Origin of the sequence: Acetobacter fabarum, from assembly GCF_022483405.1 — a bacterium.
Lineage (GTDB): Bacteria > Pseudomonadota > Alphaproteobacteria > Acetobacterales > Acetobacteraceae > Acetobacter > Acetobacter fabarum.
In genome coordinates, this window is sequence record NZ_JAKVNI010000001.1 from 351903 (window position 1) to 376092 (window position 24190).

At 58.6% G+C, this 24190-nt stretch carries 23 protein-coding genes and 1 tRNA gene; 8 read left to right on the top strand and 16 right to left on the bottom strand.

Going from position 1 to position 24190, the window contains the following annotated elements:
• Nucleotides 1–8 precede the first annotated feature (8 nt).
• The 3 genes from LKE65_RS01810 to istA form a co-directional block, all read right to left on the bottom strand.
• Nucleotides 9–1622, bottom strand: a complete 1614-nt coding sequence (locus LKE65_RS01810; protein WP_075624942.1) for an ISL3 family transposase — start codon at nt 1620–1622, stop codon at nt 9–11.
• 164 nt (nt 1623–1786) lie between these two features.
• On the bottom strand, nt 1787–2566 hold the full coding sequence (gene istB, locus LKE65_RS01815; protein WP_025437151.1) for an IS21-like element helper ATPase IstB: 780 nt from the start codon (nt 2564–2566) through the stop codon (nt 1787–1789).
• Nucleotides 2556–4079 (bottom strand): IS21 family transposase, encoded by a 1524-nt coding sequence (istA, locus tag LKE65_RS01820; protein ID WP_165926476.1) that lies wholly within the window; start codon nt 4077–4079, stop codon nt 2556–2558. Before istA ends, istB begins: the two co-directional genes overlap by 11 nt.
• Nucleotides 4080–4130: 51 nt before the next feature.
• On the opposite strand from istA, the gene LKE65_RS01825 reads away from it, so the two are divergent.
• Together LKE65_RS01825 and LKE65_RS01830 are read left to right on the top strand one after the other, a co-directional pair.
• Nucleotides 4131–5678, top strand: a complete 1548-nt coding sequence (locus tag LKE65_RS01825; protein WP_434734878.1) for an ISL3 family transposase — start codon at nt 4131–4133, stop codon at nt 5676–5678.
• Nucleotides 5679–5811: 133 nt separating this feature from the next.
• Nucleotides 5812–7425 (top strand): ISL3 family transposase, encoded by a 1614-nt coding sequence (locus LKE65_RS01830; RefSeq protein ID WP_075624942.1) that lies wholly within the window; start codon nt 5812–5814, stop codon nt 7423–7425.
• Nucleotides 7426–7583: 158 nt separating this feature from the next.
• Here the strand turns inward: LKE65_RS01830 and LKE65_RS01835 are convergent, their stop codons facing one another.
• Both LKE65_RS01835 and LKE65_RS01840 read right to left on the bottom strand, forming a co-directional pair.
• Nucleotides 7584–8159, bottom strand: coding sequence for a hypothetical protein (locus tag LKE65_RS01835; RefSeq protein ID WP_278740247.1), 576 nt, complete (start codon nt 8157–8159; stop codon nt 7584–7586).
• Nucleotides 8153–8878: a DUF1376 domain-containing protein gene (locus tag LKE65_RS01840; protein WP_278740248.1), complete on the bottom strand. Its 726-nt coding sequence runs from the start codon at nt 8876–8878 to the stop codon at nt 8153–8155. Before LKE65_RS01840 ends, LKE65_RS01835 begins: the two co-directional genes overlap by 7 nt.
• Before the next feature lie 54 nt (nt 8879–8932).
• Here LKE65_RS01840 and LKE65_RS01845 point away from each other — a divergent pair, with 54 nt between their 5' ends.
• Both LKE65_RS01845 and LKE65_RS01850 read left to right on the top strand, forming a co-directional pair.
• Nucleotides 8933–9733, top strand: a complete 801-nt coding sequence (locus LKE65_RS01845; RefSeq protein ID WP_278740249.1) for a S24 family peptidase — start codon at nt 8933–8935, stop codon at nt 9731–9733.
• Between the two features lie 112 nt (nt 9734–9845).
• Nucleotides 9846–10145, top strand: a complete 300-nt coding sequence (locus LKE65_RS01850) for a hypothetical protein (protein ID WP_278740250.1) — start codon at nt 9846–9848, stop codon at nt 10143–10145.
• Between the two features lie 183 nt (nt 10146–10328).
• Here LKE65_RS01850 and LKE65_RS01855 read toward each other — a convergent pair whose 3' ends face one another.
• The 3 genes from LKE65_RS01855 to LKE65_RS01865 are packed head-to-tail and all read right to left on the bottom strand — an operon-like array spanning nt 10329 to nt 11365.
• Nucleotides 10329–10529, bottom strand: coding sequence for a hypothetical protein (locus tag LKE65_RS01855; RefSeq protein WP_278740251.1), 201 nt, complete (start codon nt 10527–10529; stop codon nt 10329–10331).
• 3 nt (nt 10530–10532) lie between these two features.
• Nucleotides 10533–10979, bottom strand: coding sequence for a hypothetical protein (locus LKE65_RS01860; protein ID WP_278740252.1), 447 nt, complete (start codon nt 10977–10979; stop codon nt 10533–10535).
• 26 nt (nt 10980–11005) lie between these two features.
• Entirely contained in the window at nt 11006–11365 is a 360-nt protein-coding gene (locus LKE65_RS01865; RefSeq protein ID WP_278740253.1) for a hypothetical protein, read from the bottom strand.
• A gap of 591 nt (nt 11366–11956) precedes the next feature.
• Here LKE65_RS01865 and LKE65_RS01870 point away from each other — a divergent pair.
• The 3 genes from LKE65_RS01870 (at nt 11957) to LKE65_RS01880 (ending at nt 13973) form a co-directional block, all read left to right on the top strand.
• Nucleotides 11957–12340, top strand: a complete 384-nt coding sequence (locus LKE65_RS01870) for a hypothetical protein (RefSeq protein WP_278741731.1) — start codon at nt 11957–11959, stop codon at nt 12338–12340.
• Between the two features lie 312 nt (nt 12341–12652).
• Entirely contained in the window at nt 12653–13618 is a 966-nt protein-coding gene (locus tag LKE65_RS01875; RefSeq protein ID WP_278740255.1) for an RNase A-like domain-containing protein, read from the top strand.
• A complete protein-coding gene (locus LKE65_RS01880) occupies nt 13590–13973 on the top strand; it encodes a hypothetical protein (RefSeq protein ID WP_278740257.1) in 384 nt (127 codons plus the stop codon). Before LKE65_RS01875 ends, LKE65_RS01880 begins: the two co-directional genes overlap by 29 nt.
• 86 nt (nt 13974–14059) lie before the next feature.
• On the opposite strand, the gene LKE65_RS01885 is transcribed toward LKE65_RS01880, so the two are convergent.
• The 4 genes from LKE65_RS01885 to gyrA all read right to left on the bottom strand — a co-directional run bounded on the left by LKE65_RS01885 (nt 14060) and on the right by gyrA (nt 18201).
• A tRNA-Lys gene (locus LKE65_RS01885) sits at nt 14060–14135 on the bottom strand.
• Between the two features lie 202 nt (nt 14136–14337).
• The gene (locus LKE65_RS01890; protein WP_086639914.1) at nt 14338–14829 is read right to left on the bottom strand and encodes a peptidylprolyl isomerase; all 492 of its coding nucleotides are present in this window, start codon (nt 14827–14829) and stop codon (nt 14338–14340) included.
• 43 nt (nt 14830–14872) lie between these two features.
• Nucleotides 14873–15400: a pantetheine-phosphate adenylyltransferase gene (gene coaD, locus LKE65_RS01895; protein WP_086647031.1), complete on the bottom strand. Its 528-nt coding sequence runs from the start codon at nt 15398–15400 to the stop codon at nt 14873–14875.
• Nucleotides 15397–18201, bottom strand: a complete 2805-nt coding sequence (gene gyrA, locus LKE65_RS01900) for a DNA gyrase subunit A (RefSeq protein ID WP_095350018.1) — start codon at nt 18199–18201, stop codon at nt 15397–15399. Before gyrA ends, coaD begins: the two co-directional genes overlap by 4 nt.
• Nucleotides 18202–18435: 234 nt before the next feature.
• Between gyrA and LKE65_RS01905 the strand changes: the two genes are divergently transcribed.
• A complete protein-coding gene (locus LKE65_RS01905; protein ID WP_086647029.1) occupies nt 18436–18633 on the top strand; it encodes a YqaE/Pmp3 family membrane protein in 198 nt (65 codons plus the stop codon).
• A 123-nt stretch (nt 18634–18756) separates the two neighbouring features.
• Here LKE65_RS01905 and LKE65_RS01910 read toward each other — a convergent pair whose 3' ends face one another.
• From LKE65_RS01910 to truB, 4 genes are all read right to left on the bottom strand, one after another.
• Nucleotides 18757–20175: an NAD(P)H-dependent flavin oxidoreductase gene (locus LKE65_RS01910; RefSeq protein ID WP_086647028.1), complete on the bottom strand. Its 1419-nt coding sequence runs from the start codon at nt 20173–20175 to the stop codon at nt 18757–18759.
• Between the two features lie 87 nt (nt 20176–20262).
• Nucleotides 20263–22413 (bottom strand): polyribonucleotide nucleotidyltransferase, encoded by a 2151-nt coding sequence (pnp, locus tag LKE65_RS01915; RefSeq protein ID WP_095350017.1) that lies wholly within the window; start codon nt 22411–22413, stop codon nt 20263–20265.
• A 302-nt stretch (nt 22414–22715) separates the two neighbouring features.
• On the bottom strand, nt 22716–22985 hold the full coding sequence (gene rpsO, locus LKE65_RS01920) for a 30S ribosomal protein S15 (RefSeq protein ID WP_086647025.1): 270 nt from the start codon (nt 22983–22985) through the stop codon (nt 22716–22718).
• A 23-nt stretch (nt 22986–23008) separates the two neighbouring features.
• Nucleotides 23009–23923: a tRNA pseudouridine(55) synthase TruB gene (truB, locus tag LKE65_RS01925; protein WP_086647024.1), complete on the bottom strand. Its 915-nt coding sequence runs from the start codon at nt 23921–23923 to the stop codon at nt 23009–23011.
• Nucleotides 23924–24190: the final 267 nt, after the last annotated feature.

Consider the following 24190-nt stretch of genomic DNA (forward strand, 5'->3'; position numbering starts at 1 on the left):
TTTTTTGATTATGCGGGCTGAAGGACACGCGCCCTGAGGAGTTCGAAGCCTGCTCTTCCGAACATGGTTCGCTTGATCATTTTCAGTCGGCTGATCTGTCCTTCAACCGGGCTGGTTGTCCAAGGTGTGACAAGAGACGCTTCAATGGCAGCCGCATCCCGTTCAAGCGCGGGAATCAGACGTGACAGCAGCGTCGTCTTTCCTTCTTCCAGCAGAGCCTTCAGATCGCCTCCCGTGCAGGTGTCACCCCTTTTACAGAGCAGGGTCTGCATTTTCCTGAGCCAGCAGAGTGTGACGGCAAGGTGCGGTTCAGCTTCCAGAAGGGCAGGAACCAGCAGTCCCTCCTGTCCGGCAGATAACGGATCCTCTGCGAGGAGAAGCCGCGCAAGTCTGCGTCCCCGAGGTGCAACGACATGCGCGGAAGGAACGGGTTTCGCGGAACATCCCTGTCGCGTCGCCACCCATTTCCAGACGGTGCCATATTGTCCTGCAAAGCCCTGCTCCAGGAGTTCCCGCCATAGCTGACGACTATTGCGACATCCTTCGGACCATCTCTTTTCCAGGTGGGCTGCGTAAGGCACGAGTATGCTGCGTAGCGGAACCGTCCTTTTCCATGGTGGTGCATGGCCCCGCTGAAACCAGCGCCGCACGGTTTTTCTCTCTACCCCGATCGTTGTGGCGATAGCCTGAATGCTGTGTCCCTCTGCTTTCAGGGCAAGAGCTTCCTTGAAAAGAATATCACGTCGTTCCCCAGAGGCTGACCTGACGACCGCCTGCGCCTCTTCTGGATGCGCTCTGATTGTTTCAGATATTTTGCTTACTGCCGTTGATACGTTCAGCTGTCGTGTCAGGGTCCTCACTGTTGTCGTAAAACGGTCCAGAATGCTGACAAAAGCGTCTGACAGGTTCTTCAGCAGATGCCAGCGGTCTGTCACCTGAAGAGCGGATGGTGCGCCTCTGCGGCATCCGTCTGCATAAGCACCGGCACGGTCTCTGGCAATGATTTCAATACCGGGATGGACCTGCAGCCATCGGGCAAGGGTATCAGCGTCCCGATCTGGCAGGAGGTCAATGACATCATTTTTCTCAAGATCAACCACAATCGTTCCATAGTGATGTCCCCGCCGCCATGCCCAGTCATCCACCCCCACCACACGTGTACGGGCCATGCCTTTTGTGGTGTTCTGCGCACGTGAGAGAAGACGGCGGACAAGAGTATCGGCGCTGATGGGGCAACACAGGCGCACGGTCATTCGTGCTCCAGCGGAACCGCCCAGGGTATGGGCGATATAATAATGAAGATCGGCAAGACGTGTGGTCTGTCTGCCATGACGCACGGTTATCCCCTCAAGGGGCATGACAAACGTCCGACGTGGACAAAGCATCGTCTGGCAGAAAAAGCGCGGCACAGAAACGATCAGCGTGGCTGGACGGCCCTGCCATGGAAGATCCGCGAGTTTTCTCTGATAGAAACTGTGAATGCGTCGTGTCGGGCACTGACAGTCCGGACACACTGCACTCCGCTTTCGCAGACTGACTTCGATCTCCACTCTGTTGTCCAGTGCAACAACACGACGAACGACGAGGGAACGGGGAAGATCAAGAGACCGAAGGCGTGACACTGGGGAATATCCATGAAAGTGAACGACTTTCTGGATTTCCCAGTTCCGGAACCTAAGTACAAGATACCCATCACGAAAAGTGCGGAAGAACCGAGAACTGACCCGGGTTTTTCATCAGGAATTGACCCAGCCAGATGCTATTTCAGGCACAGTCGGGCGGGCGGTCAAGAAGAGGATCTGTCCTTTCTGTTTTTTGACGCGGCGGTGCTGGCGCGGAACCTGTAGCTGTCATTTCCTGTCTCGAGGATATGACAGTGATGGGTCAGCCGATCGAGGAGCGCCGTTGTCATCTTCGGGTCACCAAAGACGTCTCCCCATTCACTGAAGCTCAGATTGGTTGTGATGATGACACTGGTGCGCTCGTAGAGGCGGCTGAGCAGATGGAACAGCAGGGCGCCCCCAGACGCACTGAAGGGGAGATAACCGAGTTCATCAAGGATCACGAGATCCAGGCGGAGCAGCCTGTCGGCAATCTGCCCGGCCCGGTTGGCGGTCTTTTCCTGTTCGAGCGCATTGACCAGATCGACCGTTGACCAGAAGCGCGCCTTCTTGCGGTGATGGGTGATCGCCTGGATGGCCAGCGCGGTCGCCAGGTGGGTTTTCCCGGTTCCCGGACCGCCGATCAGCACGACATTTTCAGCACGCTCGATGAAGTCCCCGCTATGGAGCTGGCGGATCATGGGCTCGTTGACCTGCGTATCGGCAAAGGAGAACCCGGACAGGTCCTTGTAGGCGGGGAACCGGGCGGTCTTTGTCTGGTAGGCGATGGAGCGCACTTCGCGTTCGGCCAGTTCCGCCTTCAGGAGTTGTGAGAGGATGGGGATGGCCGCCTCGAAGGCAGGTGCCCCCTGCTCGATGAGGTCGGCCGTGGCCTGGGACATGCCATACATCCGCAATCCACGGAGCATGACCACAAGTGAAGCAGCCGCAGGATCATGACGCATGGCGGCTGTCCCTTCGCAGGATGTCATACCGCCCTGTATCGGCGCACGGTTCGTGTTCGAGCACCAGGGCCTGTGGGGCATCGAGCCGGGGAACCACGGTTCTCTTGGCATCGATCAGGCGATGAAGCGTATTGAGAACATGGGTCTTGGTCGCCACGCCGTCTTCAAGTGCCAGTTCAACCGCGCAGAGGACAGCCTGCTCATCATGCTGCAGCACAAGGGCCAGGATTTCAGCCATTTCCCGGTCGCCTCCAGGCCGCCTGAGCAGTTGATCCTGCAGGGTCCGGAAGGCGGCTGGCAATTCGGTAAACGGCGCGCCATTGCGTAGGGCGCCCGGTTTGCGCTGGATGACCGCCAGATAATGCCGCCAGTCATACACCGTGCGGCCTGGCACACCATGCGAACGCGTGATGATCCGGTCATGCACGCACAGAACTTGCCCTTCGGCGATAATGCGCAGCTTGTCGGGATAAACCCGCAGGCTGACCGGACGATTGGCAAAGGAGGCCGGCACGCTGTAGCGGTTGCCATCGAACTGGATCAGGCAGGTTGGTGAGACGCGCTTGGTCTGTTCGACAAACCCGTCAAAGGGACGCCCCGGCACCATGAGGTGAGGACGCTCGCTAGCATGGACCTCGGCGATGCTCCGGGCCAGTTCGATATGCTGCAGCCGTTCCCAGCAGTCCAGGCAGCGGGCTTCCAGCCAGGCATTCAGCGCCCCCAGATCAGGAAAGGCAGGCAGATCCTGCCAGATCTGGCGCCGGGCATCCTGCACGGTCTTCTCGATCTGCCCTTTCTCCCATCCGGCTGCCGGATTGCAGAAGGTCGTCTCGAACAGGTAATGGCTGGCCAGGGCCATGAAGCGCAGATTGACCTGACGTGCCTTGCCAGAGCCAATCCGGTCCACGGCGGTCTTCATGTTATCAAAAATACCCCGCCGTGGCACGCCACCGAGCACGCGGAAGGCCTCGGTCAGCGCATCAAAAAGCATCTCGTGGGTCTGCAGGGGATAGGCCCTGAGTATGAAGGCCCGGCTGAAGGACAGTTTGGTGTGGGCAACCTGCAGCTTGACGCGACGGCCGGCAATGACCGCCCAGTCCTCGCCCCAGTCGAACTGGAACGCTTCCCCGGGCTGGAAGCACAGGGGCACAAAAACACCCCGACCCGTTGTCTGGCGTGCCTGGTGCTGTTCGTGTTTCCACTGCCGGATGAAAGCGGCCACCCGTCCGTAGGATCCATCATAACCCAGTGCCACAAGGTCTTCATGCAGTCGTCGCGCCGTGCGCCGATTCTTGCGGGGGCGAGCGGCTTCCAGGACCAGCCATCCCCTCAGCCTGTCAGCAAACGGGTCCAGTCGGCTGGGACGTTCGGGGACCTGGAACCGCGGTTCAATACTCTGTGCCCGGAGATATTTCCGGATCGTATTGCGTGACAGTCCCGTCCGGCGTTCGATCTCGCGGATCGGAAGATGATCCCGGCAGTGCCACCGGCGGATCACACTCAGAAGCTCCATGTCAATCACTCCAAAAACCCCCCAGCAGATGATGCCGGGGAGTGTGAAGGCATGGGTCAAATCTCGATGAAAATTTCCGCCCTACCCGGGTCAGTTCTCAGTGAAAATCAACACCCGACACAACGCATTCACAGTTTCTATCAGAGAAAACTCGCGGATCTTCCATGGCAGGGCCGTCCAGCCACGCTGATCGTTTCTGTGCCGCGCTTTTTCTGCCAGACGATGCTTTGTCCACGTCGGACGTTTGTCATGCCCCTTGAGGGGATAACCGTGCGTCATGGCAGACAGACCACACGTCTTGCCGATCTTCATTATTATATCGCCCACACCCTGGGCGGTTCCGCTGGAGCACGAATGACCGTGCGCCTGTGTTGCCCCATCAGCGCGGATACTCTTGTCCGCCGTCTTCTCTCACGTGTGCAGAACACCACAAAAGGCACGGCCCTTACACGTGTGGTGGGGGTGGATGACTGGGCATGGCGGCGGGGACATCACTATGGAACGATTGTGGTTGATCTTGAGAAAAATGATGTCATTGACCTCCTGCCAGATCGGGACGCTGATACCCTTGCCCGATGGCTGCAGGTCCACCCCGGTATTGAAATCATTGCCAGAGACCGTGCCGGTACTTATGCAGACGGATGCCGCAGAGGCGCACCATCCGCTCTTCAGGTGACAGACCGCTGGCATCTGCTGAAGAACCTGTCAGACGCTTTTGTCAGCATTCTGGACCGTTTTACGACGACTGTCAGGACCCTGACACGACAGATGAACGTATCAACGGTCGTAAGCAAAATATCTGAAACAATCAGAGCGCATCCAGAAGAGGCGCAGGCGGTCGTCAGGTCAGCCTCTGGGGAACGGCGTGACATTCTTTTCAAGGAAGCTCTTGCCCTGAAAGCAGCGGGACACAGCATTCAGGCTATCGCCACAACGATCGGGGTAGAGAGAAAAACCGTGCGGCGCTGGTTTCAGCGGGGCCATGCACCACCATGGAAAAGAACGGTTCCGTCACGCAGCATACTCGTGCCTTACACAGCCCACCTGGAAAAGAGATGGTCCGAAGGATGTCGCAATAGTCGTCAGCTATGGCGGGAACTCCTGGAGCAGGGCTTTGCAGGACAATATGGCACCGTCTGGAAATGGGTGGCGACGCGACAGGGATGTTCCGCGAAACCCGTTCCTTCCGCGCATGTCGTTGCACCTCGGGGACGCAGACTTGCGCGGCTTCTCCTCGCAGAGGATCCGTTATCTGCCGGACAGGAGGGACTGCTGGTTCCTGCCCTTCTGGAAGCTGAACCGCACCTTGCCGTCACACTCTGCTGGCTCAGGAAAATGCAGACCCTGCTCTGTAAAAGGGGTGACACCTGCACGGGAGGCGATCTGAAGGCTCTGCTGGAAGAAGGAAAGACGACGCTGCTGTCACGTCTGATTCCCGCGCTTGAACGGGATGCGGCTGCCATTGAAGCGTCTCTTGTCACACCTTGGACAACCAGCCCGGTTGAAGGACAGATCAGCCGACTGAAAATGATCAAGCGAACCATGTTCGGAAGAGCAGGCTTCGAACTCCTCAGGGCGCGTGTCCTTCAGCCCGCATAATCAAAAAACATCATCACGAAAAGTGCGGAAGAACCGAGAACGGTTCTTCCGCACTTTTCGTGATGGGTATCTTGTACTTAGGTTCCGGAACTGGGAAATCCAGAAAGTCGTTCACTTTCATGGATATTCCCCAGTGTCACGCCTTCGGTCTCTTGATCTTCCCCGTTCCCTCGTCGTTCGTCGTGTTGTTGCACTGGACAACAGAGTGGAGATCGAAGTCAGTCTGCGAAAGCGGAGTGCAGTGTGTCCGGACTGTCAGTGCCCGACACGACGCATTCACAGTTTCTATCAGAGAAAACTCGCGGATCTTCCATGGCAGGGCCGTCCAGCCACGCTGATCGTTTCTGTGCCGCGCTTTTTCTGCCAGACGATGCTTTGTCCACGTCGGACGTTTGTCATGCCCCTTGAGGGGATAACCGTGCGTCATGGCAGACAGACCACACGTCTTGCCGATCTTCATTATTATATCGCCCATACCCTGGGCGGTTCCGCTGGAGCACGAATGACCGTGCGCCTGTGTTGCCCCATCAGCGCCGATACTCTTGTCCGCCGTCTTCTCTCACGTGCGCAGAACACCACAAAAGGCATGGCCCGTACACGTGTGGTGGGGGTGGATGACTGGGCATGGCGGCGGGGACATCACTATGGAACGATTGTGGTTGATCTTGAGAAAAATGATGTCATTGACCTCCTGCCAGATCGGGACGCTGATACCCTTGCCCGATGGCTGCAGGTCCATCCCGGTATTGAAATCATTGCCAGAGACCGTGCCGGTGCTTATGCAGACGGATGCCGCAGAGGCGCACCATCCGCTCTTCAGGTGACAGACCGCTGGCATCTGCTGAAGAACCTGTCAGACGCTTTTGTCAGCATTCTGGACCGTTTTACGACAACAGTGAGGACCCTGACACGACAGCTGAACGTATCAACGGCAGTAAGCAAAATATCTGAAACAATCAGAGCGCATCCAGAAGAGGCGCAGGCGGTCGTCAGGTCAGCCTCTGGGGAACGACGTGATATTCTTTTCAAGGAAGCTCTTGCCCTGAAAGCAGAGGGACACAGCATTCAGGCTATCGCCACAACGATCGGGGTAGAGAGAAAAACCGTGCGGCGCTGGTTTCAGCGGGGCCATGCACCACCATGGAAAAGGACGGTTCCGCTACGCAGCATACTCGTGCCTTACGCAGCCCACCTGGAAAAGAGATGGTCCGAAGGATGTCGCAATAGTCGTCAGCTATGGCGGGAACTCCTGGAGCAGGGCTTTGCAGGACAATATGGCACCGTCTGGAAATGGGTGGCGACGCGACAGGGATGTTCCGCGAAACCCGTTCCTTCCGCGCATGTCGTTGCACCTCGGGGACGCAGACTTGCGCGGCTTCTCCTCGCAGAGGATCCGTTATCTGCCGGACAGGAGGGACTGCTGGTTCCTGCCCTTCTGGAAGCTGAACCGCACCTTGCCGTCACACTCTGCTGGCTCAGGAAAATGCAGACCCTGCTCTGTAAAAGGGGTGACACCTGCACGGGAGGCGATCTGAAGGCTCTGCTGGAAGAAGGAAAGACGACGCTGCTGTCACGTCTGATTCCCGCGCTTGAACGGGATGCGGCTGCCATTGAAGCGTCTCTTGTCACACCTTGGACAACCAGCCCGGTTGAAGGACAGATCAGCCGACTGAAAATGATCAAGCGAACCATGTTCGGAAGAGCAGGCTTCGAACTCCTCAGGGCGCGTGTCCTTCAGCCCGCATAATCAAAAAACATCATCACGAAAAGTGCGGAAGAACCCAGTTCTCAGTGAAAATCAACAGGATGCATTCATTTGCATAAAATCCTTGCCTGCCCTGCCTTTTCCACCTTTTGGGGAAAACGGGCCATAAACTGTTCAATTTTTTGTAAAGTGGCGCGCAATCAGGTCCGATTTTGCATACAATCCACATTATCCACAGGGTTGTACACAGGCTGCGGCGCATGGTGCTGCTCCCATTGTGCCCAGCGCAGCTCCTGCGCCTGTGCGCGCGCCATGCGCCGGTCGGCCTCTGCCACCATCAGGCGCAACCGGCCCTGCGTGGCGCGGGCCTCGCCACACTGTGCCTCCAGCAACGCCACCAACTGTGCCGCGGATGGAAAAAACGTAAACGCCACAAGGGCACGGCGCACAGTGGCCTCGCTCCATGCCAGTGCTGGCACTGTGGCGCAGGCTGTAACCAGCGCCACACAACGCAGTTGCAGGGCCACGCCGGGCAGTGGGTTAACCACGCCCGCGTTCAGCATTTCGGCAAACTCCTCTACCCTGCTGGTCAGTTCCAGCACAGGTAGGGGGGACAGGGCGCGGGCATAGGCTGGCAGAAGGGCACGTGCCTCGTCCACAAGGGCAGCTGGGGGAGCAAACCCTCCGGGGCGGAACGCCTCCAGCTGGCCAGCCAGTGCGGGGCTGGGCTGGGGCAGGCCCGCCATGCCGTGGCCCTGCGCGTTCAGGCTCAACATTCCGCACCACCGGGTTTGTCATCACCCTCCATGTGGGGCTGTGCCTCTGGCGTGTTACGCGCTGGCTCCCGCCCCTGTTTGCGGGCCGCGCTGCGCTGCCTCAACCGCGCGGCCTGCTCCTCCAGCGGGTGTGGCACATGCGCCTTGCTGGAACGCCCCCGCGCTAAATCCGCCTGATTATTCCCCCGCGAACGCAGTGAGCGACTCTTGCTCTCCCTCTCACTCTCCCTTGCATCTGCGTGGGCTGTGCCGTGGCATGCCGAAGCCTGTGTGGGGGGAGCACTCTCCTCCGGCGCATGCCCCCAGCGGCGGGCCGCACGGGCACGCTGGGCCAGACGGGCCTTCCAGGCCTGATTGGCTTTTTGCGCAATAACGGGGTGGTACAGCCGCCCATCCGAGCAGACGACCCACCCATGCAGGGCCACCGTGCGCAGCGTGGGCCACCGCCCACCCGCGCCGGACAGATGCGCCAGAACCCGGTCGTTATGCGGCAGGCTGCCCGCTGGCACCTGCTGCCATGCCTTGCACCACAAGGCTACGGCGCATTTAAACCCGTCCCCCGTGCTCAGGGCGAACAGGTCGCTATCCAGCAGGCGGCAGGTATCGAGCGGCATAAAGGGCAGACCCCGCAAATCGCTCTGCGGTGGGGTCATTGGGGCGGGAAAAGGCCGGGGCGGCTCTTGCACCGCATCCGGCAGGCTGATATGTGCGTTGTTCATGCACATAATGTGCGTATTAAAAATACAAACTGCAAGCGGTTTTTACGCACTGACATGCACGACACTTTTGACCACAATGCAGGCATGAACCAGAATCGGATCACGGACAGGCTTAAAACCCTGCGCGAGCGCGCCGGTTATACGATTCGTGAGTTTGCGCGCGACCTGGGGTACGGAGAGAAGTTTTCCTCCTACCGCATGTATGAGACCTCCTACAAAAAGGATGTGCTGCCCTTACCCATGGTCAAATCCATGGTGCCATTGCTCAATGGCAAGGGGGACCCGCCCATTACCGCCAACGAGGTATGGAACCTTGCCGGTGTAAGCATGGGGGAAGCGGGCCTTGTGGCCAAAATGACCCCCCAGCCTACGCCCGCGCCAGCCCCACCCCAGCCCGATACCCTGCCCCCGGCAGGCTCCGGCCGCATTGCCATACCTGAGTATGATGTCATCACATCGGCCGGGCCGGGCTGTGTGCCGGTTCTGTGCGCCCCGCAGGACGGGTTGCGTCCGGTGGAACACTGGACCCTGCCGCGTGGCTACGTTGCGGCTTTTTCCGAAACACCAGACACGCTGGCCATTGTCCGCGTGGCGGGGGACAGCATGGAGCCGGACTACCAGTCCGGAGACAGGGTGCTGGTGGACACAGCCCACCGTATTCCCTCCCCCCCCGGTGTGTATGTTCTGTGGGACGGGTTTGGCCTTGTGCTCAAACGGCTGGAACTGATCCCCGGCATGGAGGAACCCCGGCGGGTGCGGATCATGAGCATTAACAGCGCCTATTCCACCTACGAACTCACACTGGACGAAATCAGCATTAACGGCCGTGTTGTGGGCAAATGGACCTGGAAGTAACGCCCAACCCTCCATAAGCCCGCACTCCCCCGCACACATATGCGTGTTATGAAGCCTTGCGTTGTGCGTTTATTACGCACATACTCGCCGCGTGTTGTTGAGGGAGAACACTTTGGAAGCGCACCCGCCCTGCCCCGACCACCGCCACGCGGCGCAGGTCGATGCCTATACCCACGCTGCCCGGCGCGGCCTGTTCAGCACCGATATGCTGCCCAGCGCCACGGCGCAGGAGCTTGCCCGTTACGAGCAGGCCATACTGCACCTGCGCGCAGCCAGCCACAGCCTGCATTGGCCTTTTTACACCAACACCACCTTTGCCGCCGACCAGCACCGCTACTGCGAGGAAAGCATAGGCGAGATTGTACAAACCGTGCGCGACCTGCTGGAACGCCAACAACAGCCTTTGGGGTAATGCCACACTGGCAGCCGGACCGGCATAAGGCCCCGGCCCGCACTCCCCTCTCCCCCGTTATTCCGGCCTAGTCTGGCCAGCCACCGTCGCGCTGGGCGAGCAGGCGCAGGGTTACGGCCAGCGCAACCCCCACCAGCCCTACAAGTCCCCCACCCAGCACCATACCGCACTCAAAATCCACACTCATGATGCCTGAATAGCCGCGTTGTCAGCCTGACATTTGGCAAAGAGTGCCGCAATATCTGCATCACTCGGGCCTGTGCCACTTTTGCTTTGCGCAATGGCGCTCAAAACCGTGTCATACGCTTCGGGGCCATACTTTTCCGCCAAAGAGACCACAGTCCCTACAATACCCAATATGACGCTAATTTCTGCTGCGGTCATGGTTCATTCCTTCCCATTGGTGGATACGGACACAGCCGCATCGGCCTGCGTGGCAGTGGTGGCCGTGCTTGCCGTTGTGGCCATGGTGCATGCAGCCGGAGTGCTCCCTACGGTAAGCCCGCTCCAGCAAGTGGAAAACGCGGCAAAATCCGCCTGCAGGGCTGCAACGGCTGTTTCGACCAGCGTGTTCCCGGCCTGTATGGACTGCTCAAGTGCGCTCAGTTCGTCCAGCACACTCTGGCTGGCCTTGCGGGCAAGGGCTTTTTGCCCGGCACTCAGGCTTACACCGGGCACGTGCCCTGCCATAATATCAAGCATGGGACTGGCCAGCAGATGGTATGCACTGGCCGTATCATACACGGCCTGACGCAACTTGCCCTGCGCGGTTTGCGCGCACGCACACAACAGGCACAGCACCGCAAGGCTGCCTGCTTTGATATAATTTTTCATATTTATTGTTCCTGAAAGGAAAATTTTTAAGGTGTGGTTTTCCCTGCAACCACACATTCCGTGGCCGCAGCTCCGGCCTCCGCAGCAGGCACGCTGGCAGACGGGGTCTTAACCAGATGGGCCGCCATATAGGGCACGGCGTACTGCACCCCCAGCCCCGCTACCCGCACAATCTGGTACAGCACAACCAGCAGCCGCCCATGCACGGGCGCGGGCACAGCCGCGGTTATGGCCGCACAGGTAACCATACCTGCGCAGATAACAAGCGCCAGATTTGGCGGAAGAACAGAAAAAAACGAGGGAATAAAAGCAACAATTGCAGCAACCTTGGCGGTATTGCGCGTAACTGCCCCCATAACGGGCACATTGTGGCCTGTATCGGCCATGTTCAGAACCTCCATTTAACGGATTGGTCGTCTGCCCACTGCCCGCCAGCCCCAAGGCCACAACCCACATACCGCATATGGGATTTTTCCATACCCTGAATATAAAAAAACCTGCCCCTGACAGGCAGGAACAGGTGCTCAAGGATTATACAGCGGAAGGGATTATAAGGGCGTCTTGCATGTCTGGCGCAACGCTAGGGCGTTGTCCCAAAGGGCGCAGAATAGGCGACGATAAAAAACCTATGCCACACATTGCGCGCATAAACACTGTTTTTTATTCTGCCACACATCCCAGCAACAACACCCACCGCGCAAACCCAGCCATAACACGAGGGATACTCCTGCAGAACACGAGCGCACACTCTCAAGGTAGGTGACTATATGCTCCTAAAATAGGCTGCTCCAACCAACAAATATATGGAACATCGGTTTAAAAAAGGGAAAATATCCAGTCATTTAATTTTTACTATGCAGGAAGCCCTGCCGGACATATTATTTACAAAGTGCTCAAGAATGCCCAAGATGGAGCGTAAGACTGCGCGGTATATCCGTATTGCAATGATCAAAAAGAACCCTACGCGTGAGTTTACTATGTCCAAACTGCTAAAATGTACAAATCATGATATTCGCACCATATTTCCGCGTCTAGCCGATCTGGGTGCCTGTTCCTTCGGCGAGGATCCTGATATTTTTGGCGATACGTTGGCAGAAGTTGTTGAAAATGCACCACGAGGTCATGGCCTGCTGTTCAAACAGCAAACAGTCAACGAATTAAGGACTTTACTGGCATGCAATGAGGCAGAACTCAACCATGCAAGCTTTGCTTTGATCGCCATAAGTCCTACTGAAGAGGTTGAAGAACCACCTAATTGGGGCAATTTTCCAACCTTGCGGGCGTTCTGGTCTGCCACCCTCCACAGTTTTGAAAATGACCCCGAGGTACAGGCGGGAAAAGAGATTGACTCAGATATATAAAGGCGGGTCATTCGCCCGCACAAATTTATACCTCCACCGTCATATTGGATATTCGTGAGTGGCTGAAAATTTTGTCAGACTGAGCATTGATGGAGATCAGAGCGGCCTATTTTCCATCTGGTATCTGCGCACGGGTTTTGCTACATATTAAATACAGTTCAGATAGTAGTGTTCACTGATCTGGATTTTCCACAAACTTATGATCCCGCATAAAAAACGCTATGGCATAGATCATAGCGCAGATTCCCCCTGCGACACGCAAAGCCCGCCCTCACCGGCGGGCTTTTTTGTGTCTGCATTTCAGGACACGCCATGCCGAATACCAACCAACATCCCGCTCTGACTTTTGTCATGAGCGAACATCAACTCATCAGCATCGTTAGGCGCTATCTGCCAAACCCACAAACTCTCAACCGGATCGAAGGACTAGCCACGATCGGCTTTGGGGCGGCGGAAATGGCCGGAGCCACTAGCCTTCTGGGCGCGCCTGAGCCCGTATTCAGTAAAGTGGCAGGAGTTGCCCTTGCTGCCCATGGCGTTGACATGATGGCTGCCGGTCGGCGTGCGTGGAATACAGGCACACCATCACAAACCCGGACCGAACGCGCCGTCCGCAACGCGGCCCTGAGGGCACATGCTTCTCCCGCTGTTGCGGGGCTGGCAGGTGCAGCCGCAGACGCCCTAATCCCTGGCAGCCTGCTGCATGCGGTAAGCTCTTTTGCAGCAACACGGGCCATTCGCGTGGCATCAGCAGATGCGTACCGACTGACCTTCAGGCACGCTGACATCACTTGGGAACACTTCCACCGTCCTTCACCTTACGCGTCTCAGCCAGCCAGATCAGGCGCAAACCAGAATCTCATCTCACATCACTGGCAGAAAAGCTTTGATGGCGACCGTAATGAATCACTACCGCATAATCTCAAGGTAGGTGGCCATATACTACGAAAACACATCGCTCTCAGCGACGAATATATTGAACGTCGGTTTAAAAAAGAAAAACTTCCAGTAGTTTCATTCTTTACTACACAACAAGCATCCGAACGTATTATTCATAAAGTACTCAGAAATAACGCCTCCAAGATTGATACCTGGCTCAAGAATGCCAAAGATGGAGCGGAAATGGTGATTGACCAAAATATCTCTGAAATGGGGACTGTTGTCATTGAAAAAGCCGATCGTCTGCGTAAGACTGCACGGTATATTCGCATTACAATTATCAAAAAAGAACACAATGGGTTAGTTTACTATGTCCAAACTGCTAGAATGTACAAATAATGATATTCGCGACATATTCCCGCGTATAAAAAATCTGGGCGCCAGTTCCTTCGGCGAGGATGCTGATGTTTTTGGCGATACATTGGCGGAAGTTATTGAAAATGCACCGCAAGGTCATGACCTGCTGTTCAAACAGCAAACAGTCAACGAATTAAAGAATTTACTGGCTTGCAATGATGCAGAAATCGACCATGTAAGCTTTGCTTTGATCGCCATAAGTCCTACTGAAGAGGTTGAAGAACCATCTAATTGGGGCAGTTTTCCAACCCTGCGGGCGTTCTGGTCTGCCGCTCTCCACAGTTTTGAAAATGACCCCGAGGTGCAGGCGGGAAAAGAGATTGACCCGAGTATATAGAGGCGGGTCATTCGCTAGCGTGATTTTATAACCCTACTTTCTAACCATTCAAAAAATGGCCGTCTTTAGCGCTTTTTGGGGAGAAATGGTGAGCCGGGAGGGACTCGAACCCTCGACCATTCGATTAAAAGTCGAATGCTCTACCAGCTGAGCTACCGGCTCACACATGGAACCACGCTGGCGGTCATGGACCGTGCGTGATGGGGCTGTTCCTAACCGGATTAACCCCCTGCGTCAAGCGCACAAAGGCATTTTTCCGCCTCTTTGTGCCACATCATGCCCGTTGGGGCACATACGCGGCCATAGCCTGTTAAGGCCCATACAAAAACGGCCCGCCGGGTTAGGGCGGGCCGTTTGCGTGGGATCAGGCTTCCGCCTTGTCCGCCGGAACCATTTTGGCAATCCGGTCGGGCTCGTTCACCACGCCGGACATGCCGGAGCCGCGTTTGATCTTGTCCACGTTCTCCATGCCTTCAACCACTTCACCCACAATGGTGTACTGGCCATCCAGATGGGGGGAGGGTTCGAACATGATAAAGAACTGGCTGTTCGCGCTGTTCGGGTCAGAGGTGCGGGCCATGCCAATGGTGCCACGCTCAAACTTGGCCTTGTTGGTAAATTCGGCGGGCAGGTCCGGCAGGTCGGAACCGTGCATGCCCGTACCCGTGGGGTCACCACCCTGAGCCATAAAGCCGGGGATAACGCGGTGGAAAGCCACGTTGTCATAAAAACCCTGTTCGGCCAGCGTGCGCAGGCGTTCGGCCGCCTTGGGGGCAAGGTCGGGGCGCAGGCGGATAACCACGCGGCCTGCGGGCACATCCATGTAAATCAGGTCTTTTTTATCTTCTGTGGACATCAGAAACTCTCCTGTTAAGGCAACACCCGCCCAAATGCGCGGTTCAGCCCGTGCGTTCAGCCAGACGGGCCAGCAGGCGCGCCTGGGTATAGGGTGTTACAAACTCCGAAATATCGCCGTTATAGCTGGCAATTTCCTTCACCATACGGGAGGAAATAAACTGCGTGCGCTCCGACGCCATAAGGAATACGGTTTCTATCCCGCTATCCAGCCGCCGGTTTACGCCCGTCATCTGCACTTCGTAATCAAAGTCGGACAGAACGCGCAAGCCACGGAAGATAAGCGTAGCCCCATTGGCCCGCACCGCCTCCACCAGAAGCGAGTGGAAGGAGACAACCGTCATCTCCCCCCCTGTACGCGCCTTGATGGCAGGCAGGGCCTCGCTCACACATTCGATCCGCTCTTCAAGCGGCATAAGCGGGCTTTTACCGGGGTTGCGGGCAACCCCGATAATCAGCCGGTCCACCAGCCTGCTTGCCCGCTCGATCACGTCCAGATGGCCGACTGTTACCGGGTCAAACGTGCCAGCGTACAGCCCGACACGTTTGGGTGCGGCAGCAGGGCTGGTCATGCTGCGGGACCGGCACCATCATCCGCGGACGGCTGGGGAGCGGCATCTTCTGCCTCGCCTGCTTCGTCCTCACCATCATCCATGACCGGGAATACACTGGTAATGCGTTCCGCATCATTCAGGCGCAGCAGGGTCACCCCGCTAGCCTGACGGGCCATAATACGCACCTGGTCAACCGGCACACGGATCAGGCGGCCAGCATCGGTCACGAGCATGACATCCGTACCCGGCAGCACCGGCAGGGTGGCCGAAACCTCCGTCCCGCGCTTGTTGGCAGAGAAGGTCATGTTGGTAATGCCCTGCCCGCCACGCCCGCTTACGCGGTAATCATAGGCGGAGGAGCGGCGGCCAAACCCGCCATCGCTCACAATCAGCAGCACTTCTTCTGCCGCTTCAAGCTGGGCGAAGCGTTCGGGGGTCAGGGCTTCGGTGCCGGTTGCACCTTCATCCTCATCCCCATCCACCACGGATACATCGGCATCATCCTCGGTATCGGCTGCGTTTTCGGCCCGACGTTTGGCGTTGGCCATGCGCAGGTAGGCTGCGCGTTCCTCCACCGTGGCCTCAACATGGTTGAGCACGGCAAGGCTGATCACCCGGTCGCCCTCGGCCAGACGGATCCCGCGCACACCCGACGACCCGCGCCCGGCAAACACACGCACCGTGTCATCGGTAATCTGGAAGCGGATGCAGCGTGCCTTGCGGGTGGCAAGGAACACGTCCTGCCCATCGCGGCAGGTGGCAACGCCGATCAGGCTATCGCCGTCATCGAGCTTCATGGCGATCATGCCGGAAACACGAATATTGCGGAAGTCGCTCAACCGGTTACGGCGTACACCCCCACTGGCGGTGGCAAACACAAGGTGCAGGCTTTCCCACAGTTCCTCGTCCTGCGGTAGGGGCAGCACGGCGGTAATGGTGTCTGTTCCAAGGTCAGGCAGCAGGTTAACCAGCGCGCGGCCCTTGGCGGCGGGGCCTGCCTCTGGCAGACGCCACACCTTCTGGCGGTACACCTTGCCACCAGAGGAGAAGAACATAACCCACTGGTGCGTGTGCGCGTTAAAGGAGCGCACCACAATATCATCCCCGCGTGTGCCTGCCCCGGTGCGGCCACGGCCACCACGGTTTTGCGCGCGGAACACATCCAGCGGTGTGCGTTTGATAAAGCCTTCCCGCGTGATGGTCACAACCATCTGGCCGGGTTCGATCAGGCTTTCATCATCCTGATCCCCGTCATAATCGGTAATGTCGGTTACGCGCGGGGTTACCAGTTCGGCACGGGCACGGGCCAGTTCCTCGCACAGCACTTCCATACGGCGGGGGCGGCTGCTGATAATTTCGAGCAGTTCGTTAATCCGCACCGCCACTTCGGACAGTTCGTTCTGGATTTTATCGCGCTCAAGCCCGGTCAGGCGTTGCAGGCGCAGTTCCAGAATCCCGCGTGCCTGTGCTTCGGTCAGGCGGACCTTGCCATCCACCACCACGTTGCCTTCATCGTGGATCAGGGCCAGCAGAGGTTCCACATCCGCAGCATTCCACTGCGCTGCCATAAGCGATTCCCGAGCGGTGGCGGCATCTGGCGCTGCGCGGATAAGGGCAATAACGGCATCAATATTGGCAACCGCAATAACCAGCCCGACCAGAATATGGGCCCGGTCGCGCGCCTTGTTCAGGTCATGGCGCGAGCGGCGCAGGATTACTTCTTCGCGGAAGGCAATAAAGGCCTCCAGCACATCCTTCAGGCCCATCAGGCGGGGTTTGCCGCCATCAAGGGCCAGCATGTTCACGCCAAAGGAGGTCTGGAGCTGGGTAAAGCGGTAAAGCTGGTTCAGCACCACTTCGGGCGTGGCATCACGCTTGATTTCAATCACCACGCGCATGCCCGAGCGGTCGGACTCGTCGCGGATATCGGCAATGCCTTCCACCTGCTTGGAGCGGACCAGATCGGCAATACGCTCCTGCAAGGTGGCTTTGTTGACCTGATAGGGGATCTCGCTCACCACAATGGCTTTGCGGTCCTTGCGGATTTCCTCAATATCGGCCTTGGCGCGAATAATTACGGAGCCACGCCCCGTAGCATAGGCGCTGCGAATGCCAGAACGCCCCAGAATGGTACCACCGGTGGGAAAATCCGGGCCGGGCACAATTTCCATCAGCTCTTCGAGCGTCATGTCCGGTCGGGCGATCAGGGCCAGTGTGGCATCCACCACTTCCCCCGGATTATGGGTGGGAATGTTGGTGGCCATACCCACGGCAATGCCGGTGGCGCCATTGATCAGCAGGTTGGGGAAAGCGGCGGGCAGAACCGTGGGTTCGTTTTCGCTTTCATCATAGTTGGGCTGAAAATCGACCGTATCGCGGTCAATGTCACCCAGCAGAAAGGTGGAGGAGCGGGCCAGACGCGCCTCGGTATAACGCATGGCGGCGGGGCTGTCCCCATCCACCGAGCCAAAGTTACCCTGCCCATCAATCAGCTTGACGCGCATGGACCACGACTGCGCCATACGCACCATGGCTTCGTAAATGGAGCTGTCGCCATGGGGGTGATATTTACCCATGACCTCACCCACTGCACGGGCGGACTTGCGGTAAGGCTTGTCGTGAGTAAAGCCGCTCTCGTGCATGGCGTAAAGAATACGCCGGTGCACGGGCTTGAGACCATCTCGCACATCAGGCAACGCACGGCTGACAATGACCGACATCGCATACGCAAGGTAGGAGGAGCGCATCTCCTCCTCAATGGTCACGGGCAGAAGGTCTGAAGGCTGCGGTGATCCGGTCTGGTCAGAAATCTCGGTCAAGGTTCATCCGTTCTGTCATGCTGCGCGGCTGTCTGGGCTAGTGCCCGCACGCCCCGCCAAATCCACCTGAACACCGGTTGCCGCGGTGCGGTGTATTTTCTAGCACCAAACCCCGCAAACTCCTAGCGCCGGCAGGGGTTTGGGCAGGTATAAAACCCACAGATGGTGCTGATTATCTTGCCCCGGACGGCCAGCTATGCCCATCATGGCCCATAACTTGGGAGTTTACGACTGATGCGCCTTATCCTTGCCCTGCTTGTGCCGTGGTTGCAGTTTTTTACCATTGGCCGCCCCTTTGCGGGGATTACCTGCCTTGTGTTGCAGATTACGCTTATCGGCTGGATTCCGGCCACCATCTGGTCGGTTTACGCCCTGAGCCAGTACACAACGGACCAGAAGATTGCCCGCATGAGCCGCGCCTCCCGCAGCTAGGGCTGGCAGCGGGGCAACACGCCCTGCGCACAACAAAAAAGGCGGCCCCCGCAAGGCAGGGCCGCCTTTTTTATACCCGCGCCGAGTGCGGACCCATCGGGGCACGCACCGGGCTGGGGCATGTTATTTACCAGTCATGATCCGCTCGACCAGTTGCTTGGTCGTGGGCACAAACCCGTTGGCATAGAACGGGTCCGTGCCAAAGCGCCACGCGTTGGTGCCGCCAAACATCAGGTTTTCATCCATCACCTTGTCCGCATCGGGGCCAGAGGCGTGGGCTGCGGCCTGAAGCGTTTTCTGGATGCAGAAGGAGCGCGGGTCCGCCCGGTGGCCGTTACTGTAGCTGGGGCCACGCTGGCTCCAGTTAGAGAACTTGCACTCCGAAAGGCAGCCCATGCAGTCCGTCTGGTCCGCCACAATCATGCGCGCCCGGTCGGGGGTGACAAAAATGAGCGTGGAATCGGGGGTGCGCAGGGCCTCAACAAAGCCTTCGCTTTCCCACTGCTGCACGCGCGCCACGTCTTCAGGCTTAAGGAACACTTCGCGCTTGCGGGGGCCAACACCGTAAGGTGCTGTCAGCTCTTCCGTAGCTTCTGTTGCAAACGGAACCTGATGTTCGGCGCGCTGGCGCAGTTCATGCAGGAAGCCGTTGTTCACAGCGGAGGAATAGAACCCCGTGGGGGAGAAGCGGTTGAGGTACACATCGCCTTTTTTCAGGGTCAGCAACCGGCGCTTCCACGCATCGGGGATCGGGCTTTCGGTGGTCAGCAGCGGGCGTGTGCCAAACTGGAAGGCGATCGGCCCCAGCTCTTCACTGTCAATCCAGTCCTGCCATTCTTCCAGCCACCAGACGCCACCGGCCATGATAATGGGGGTATTGTCCAGCCCAAAGCCGCGCATGGCCTGCCGCAGGGCCAGCACGCGCGGGTAGGGGTCTTCCGGAGCAAAGGGGTTTTCGGTGTTGGACAGGCCATTATGCCCGCCTGCACGCCACGGGTCTTCGTACACAACGCCGCCCAGCAGGTCGGATGCCTTGCTGTACGAACGCTTCCACAACGCATTAAAGGCCCGGGCGGAAGAAACGATAGGGTAGTAATGCACCCCGAACTGGGCGGCAATGTCGGCCAGACGGTAGGGCATGCCCGCACCGCAGGTCAGGCCATGGATCATACCCTTGGCCCCTTCGAGCACACCGGTAATCACCCGTTCGGAGGCAGCCATTTCCCACAGGATATTGGCGTGAATGCGCCCCTTGCCACCAGAAACCTCGTGCGCAATGCGCGCCTGCGCAATACCACCACGAATGGCGTAATCCACAAGCTCCTCATGCCGTTCCCGGCGGGTGCGGCCATGGTAAATCTGCGGCACCGGGTGACCCTGCTCGTCATAGCTATCCGCATTGACGATGGAGATCGTACCCGCACCCCCCGCAGCAGCCCATGCCCCGGCCGATGCACCTGTGGAAACAGAAACGCCCTTACCGCCTTCTACCAGCGGCAGAACATCCGTCCCCCCCATGCGAAGCGTGTTAATCGCCTTCATGACTATCCTGTCGTTTCTCTAAGATACCCGTATCTGGTCCGCGACGCGGAAGGGGGGAGGAAGCCCCCCTTCCGCAGGGGAAATGCCTTATTCGGCATCCCGGCGCGGTGCGCGGGCAGGTTTTTCGCCCACGGTTTCCGTAATGTCGGCACCTGTGGCCTGATCAACAACGCGCATGGACAGTTTAACCTTGCCGCGATCGTCAAAACCAATGACCTTGACCTTAACGGCATCGCCGTCCTTGACCACATCGGTGGTGCGACCCACGCGACCCTGCGCCAGTTCGGAAATATGAACCAGCCCGTCACGCGCACCAAGGAAGTTGACGAACGCGCCAAAGTCGGCGGTCTTTACAACCTTACCATCGTAAATGCGGCCCAGTTCGGGCTCGGCCACAATGCCGTTAATGCGTTCAAGCGCCTTTTTGGTCTGGTCTTCGGCGGTGGCGGCAATGGTGATTGTGCCATCGTCCCCAATATCCACCTTCGCACCCGAGTATTCCACGATTTCGCGGATAACCTTGCCACCCGAACCAATGACATCACGGATTTTTTCGCGCGGCACCTTCATGGTGGTGATGCGCGGCGCCGTGGTGGCAACGGTCGTGCGGTTTTCGGTCAGCGCCTTGCTCATTTCGCCCAGAATGTGCAGGCGGCCATCGCGCGCCTGACCCAGAGCGATCTTCATGATTTCGGGCGTGATGGACGTAATCTTGATGTCCATCTGAAGCGCGGTCACGCCTTCTTCGGTCCCGGCAACCTTGAAGTCCATGTCACCCAGATGATCTTCATCACCCAGAATGTCGGACAGGACGGCAAACTTGTCGCCTTCCTTGATCAGGCCCATGGCAATACCGGCCACAGGGCGCTTGAGGGGCACACCGGCATCCATAAGGGCCAGCGAGCTACCGCAAACGGTCGCCATGGAGGAGGAGCCATTGCTTTCCGTAATTTCGGAAACAACACGCACCGTGTAGGGGAATTCCTTGCGGTTGGGCATCAGCGGGTGCAGGGCGCGCCATGCCAGCTTGCCATGCCCGATTTCACGCCGGCCGGGGGAGCCTACGCGGCCGCACTCACCTACGGAGTAGGGAGGGAAGTTGTAGTGCAGCAGGAAGTTGGTGCGGTATTCGCCTTCGAGCGCATCAATCACCTGTTCGTCCTGGCCAGTGCCCAGCGTGGTCACAACCAGAGCCTGCGTTTCACCACGGGTGAACAGGGCGGAACCATGCACGCGGGGCAGCACGCCCACTTCGGGTACAATCGGGCGCACGGTTACAAGGTCACGCCCGTCAATACGCTTGCTGGTCTTGAGCACCGAGGTGCGGACCACGTCGGCTTCAAGGTCCTTGATCATGGGCTTGGCAGCGGACACGTCCAGCTCGGCGGCTGTCAGTTTTTCCACAATGGCGTCACGCGCGGCCTTGAGCTTTTCGTAGCGGGTCTGCTTCTGCTTTTCCTTGTAAGCATCGGCAATCAGCTTGCGGCCCAGCTTGTCCACCTGCTTGCGCAGGGCGGCTTCTTCCTTGCTTTCGCTCGGCAGGTCCCAAGGTTCCTTGGCGGCGTGTTCGGCCAGCGCAATAATGGCATCCAGCACGGGCTGGAAGGCGGTGTGGCCAAAGGTCACGGCATCGAGCATCACGTCTTCGGACAGTTCGGATGCTTCGGATTCCACCATCAGCACGCCTTCGGCGGTCCCGGCCACGACCAGATCAAGGTCGGTTTCCTTGAGCTGTTCCAGCGTGGGGTTGAGGATGAACGCGCCATCGGCAAAGCCAACGCGGGCAGCGCCCACGGGGCCGAAGAAAGGAATGCCAGACAGGGTCAGGGCAGCCGAGCAGCCGATCAGGGCGGGAATGCTCGGGTCGTTTTCCATGTCGTGGGTCAGCACCGTGGCGATGACCTGCACCTCATTACGGAACCCTTCGGGGAAGAGCGGGCGAATGGGGCGGTCGATCAGGCGGGAGACCAGAGTTTCGTTTTCGGAAGGACGGCCTTCACGCTTGAAGAACCCGCCGGGGATCTTGCCTGCTGCGTAGGCTTTTTCCTGATAGTTGACGGTCAGGGGGAAGAAGTCCTGCCCCGGCTTGACGTCACGCGCACCAACAGCGGTACACAGGACCACGGTTTCGCCGTACGTGACCAGCACCGCACCGTCGGCCTGACGGGCAACCTTGCCGGTTTCGAGCACCAGCGGACGGCCAGCCCACTCAATTTCTTTGCGGAAGTAGTTAAACATTCTGTCTTCTCATCTTCTGTTGACACAGTTTTTATTCAAAACCACGGCAAACAGCGGGACAGAACCGAATGGCGGACAGCGCCTCGGACGGCATGGAGACTGGCGGCAGCACCGCCCAGGCGCCATGTGGTCGGAAACGCCGTGGCCTTACCCGGAACGTCAAAGCCCGCGTGCCAAAGCCTGTGGCGTACAACGGTATATGGGGGTTTGGCGGCCATATGACCAGCACAAAAACCCCCACAGACCATCCGGCCTGCCCTCCGGCCCGGCAGAATGCCGGACTGGCGGGCAAAAACCGGAAATTAGCGGCGCAGACCCAGACGCGCGATCAGCGCTTCGTAGCGGCTCTGGCTCTTACCACGCAGGTAGTCCAGCAGGCTGCGACGACGGCCAACCATGATCAGCAGACCACGGCGGGAATGGAAGTCCTTCGCGTGGGTCTTGAGGTGGTCGGTCAGGTTGTTGATGCGCTCGGTCAGGATTGCAACCTGCACTTCGGGGGAACCCGTATCGCCCTGGGCGGTCTGGTATTCAGCAATAACCTCGGTGCGGCGTTCAGCGGTAATCGACATCACATGTCTCCATCAGAAAAATGTCATAGAATGCGTACTGGCTTGAGCTGCCCATCTTCCAGGCGGCCAAGGCCAAGCACACGCCCTGCGTCCATGACACGCACGGTCCCCGAGGCATCGGTCTGGGGGATACGTCCCATCAGATCCAGAAGGCTCAGAGCCCGCCCGTGGCGCAGAAGAACAGATTCCTCCTCAGTCAGGGCCAGCGCCGGGATGTCGGCCAGCGCGGTCTCGACCGGAAGAAGCAGTTCCGCAGAAGCATGGGCGTTGTCGTCGTTTGGCGTGAGTTTGTCCAGCATAATTGCATCGGCCTCGGTAAAAGGCCCCACGCGCAGGCGGCGCAGCACCGCAATATGGCCAACCGTGCCACATGCCAGCGCCACATCACGTGCCAGTGCGCGCATGTACACGCCCTTGCCGGATTCGACCTCGAACACCGCCGTATCCGCATCGGGGCGGGCGATCAGCTCAAAACGGTCCACACGGGCGGGCCGGGGGGGCAGGTCTGGCGGGCGGCCATCACGCGCCATGTCATACGCCCGCTCGCCCGCCACCTTGAGGGCGGAATACACCGGGGGCACCTGCATGATGTTGCCCGTAAGCGCAGGCAATGCCGCGCGGAGCTGCTCATCCGTAGGGCGCACATCCGATGTGGCGGTTACTGCGCCATCGGCATCATCACTATCGCGCGCTTCGCCCATACGCAGGGTAAACTGGTAAACCTTGGTGCCGTCCATAACATAAGGCACGGTTTTGGTGGCCGTGCCAAAAGCCAGCGGCAGAAGCCCGGTTGCCAGCGGGTCCAGCGTGCCACCATGGCCCACCTTTTGCGCATCGAACAGCCGTTTGGCCCGCCCCACTACCTGTGTGGAGGTCATGCCCGAGGGCTTGTCCACTATAAGCCAGCCGTTAAGTGGCCGCCCGCGTCTGCGTCGCATATCAACTCCCGTATGCGGGGGAGCGCGCGCCACACTGGCCTGCACAGCTCCCGGTTACCGCCCCGGACCCACCCGGCGCACACCAAGGGCTGCATCTAGCCGAGCATGCGCCCCCCTGCAATGCGCCCGTGCAATGCTGGGCTGACGAAAATGCCTGACCATGGAAATTATTAGCAAACTCAAGACCAAGATGGCACACCCCGCCCAGACCGCGTACCATGCGGGCCAGCACTCACCATGTCGGGACTAGCCAGCCCGGCATGGCCT

Excerpts from the sequence above, each read along its gene's own strand:
- LKE65_RS01880 (WP_278740257.1), top strand. The coding sequence starts at position 13,590 with ATGTCCAAACTGCTAGAATGTACAAATAATGATATTCGCGACATATTC.
- LKE65_RS01840 (WP_278740248.1), bottom strand. The coding sequence starts at position 8,878 with ATGAACAACGCACATATCAGCCTGCCGGATGCGGTGCAAGAGCCGCCC.
- LKE65_RS01905 (WP_086647029.1), top strand. The coding sequence starts at position 18,436 with ATGCGCCTTATCCTTGCCCTGCTTGTGCCGTGGTTGCAGTTTTTTACC.
- LKE65_RS01860 (WP_278740252.1), bottom strand. The coding sequence starts at position 10,979 with ATGAAAAATTATATCAAAGCAGGCAGCCTTGCGGTGCTGTGCCTGTTG.
- truB (WP_086647024.1), bottom strand. The coding sequence starts at position 23,923 with ATGCGACGCAGACGCGGGCGGCCACTTAACGGCTGGCTTATAGTGGAC.
- LKE65_RS01855 (WP_278740251.1), bottom strand. The coding sequence starts at position 10,529 with ATGACCGCAGCAGAAATTAGCGTCATATTGGGTATTGTAGGGACTGTG.
- LKE65_RS01890 (WP_086639914.1), bottom strand. The coding sequence starts at position 14,829 with ATGTCCACAGAAGATAAAAAAGACCTGATTTACATGGATGTGCCCGCA.
- LKE65_RS01875 (WP_278740255.1), top strand. The coding sequence starts at position 12,653 with ATGCCGAATACCAACCAACATCCCGCTCTGACTTTTGTCATGAGCGAA.
- LKE65_RS01835 (WP_278740247.1), bottom strand. The coding sequence starts at position 8,159 with ATGTTGAGCCTGAACGCGCAGGGCCACGGCATGGCGGGCCTGCCCCAG.
- pnp (WP_095350017.1), bottom strand. The coding sequence starts at position 22,413 with ATGTTTAACTACTTCCGCAAAGAAATTGAGTGGGCTGGCCGTCCGCTG.
- rpsO (WP_086647025.1), bottom strand. The coding sequence starts at position 22,985 with ATGTCGATTACCGCTGAACGCCGCACCGAGGTTATTGCTGAATACCAG.
- coaD (WP_086647031.1), bottom strand. The coding sequence starts at position 15,400 with ATGACCAGCCCTGCTGCCGCACCCAAACGTGTCGGGCTGTACGCTGGC.
- LKE65_RS01825 (WP_434734878.1), top strand. The coding sequence starts at position 4,131 with ATGGGTCAAATCTCGATGAAAATTTCCGCCCTACCCGGGTCAGTTCTC.
- LKE65_RS01870 (WP_278741731.1), top strand. The coding sequence starts at position 11,957 with ATGTCCAAACTGCTAAAATGTACAAATCATGATATTCGCACCATATTT.
- istB (WP_025437151.1), bottom strand. The coding sequence starts at position 2,566 with ATGCGTCATGATCCTGCGGCTGCTTCACTTGTGGTCATGCTCCGTGGA.
- LKE65_RS01865 (WP_278740253.1), bottom strand. The coding sequence starts at position 11,365 with ATGGCCGATACAGGCCACAATGTGCCCGTTATGGGGGCAGTTACGCGC.
- LKE65_RS01845 (WP_278740249.1), top strand. The coding sequence starts at position 8,933 with ATGCACGACACTTTTGACCACAATGCAGGCATGAACCAGAATCGGATC.
- LKE65_RS01910 (WP_086647028.1), bottom strand. The coding sequence starts at position 20,175 with ATGAAGGCGATTAACACGCTTCGCATGGGGGGGACGGATGTTCTGCCG.
- istA (WP_165926476.1), bottom strand. The coding sequence starts at position 4,079 with ATGGAGCTTCTGAGTGTGATCCGCCGGTGGCACTGCCGGGATCATCTT.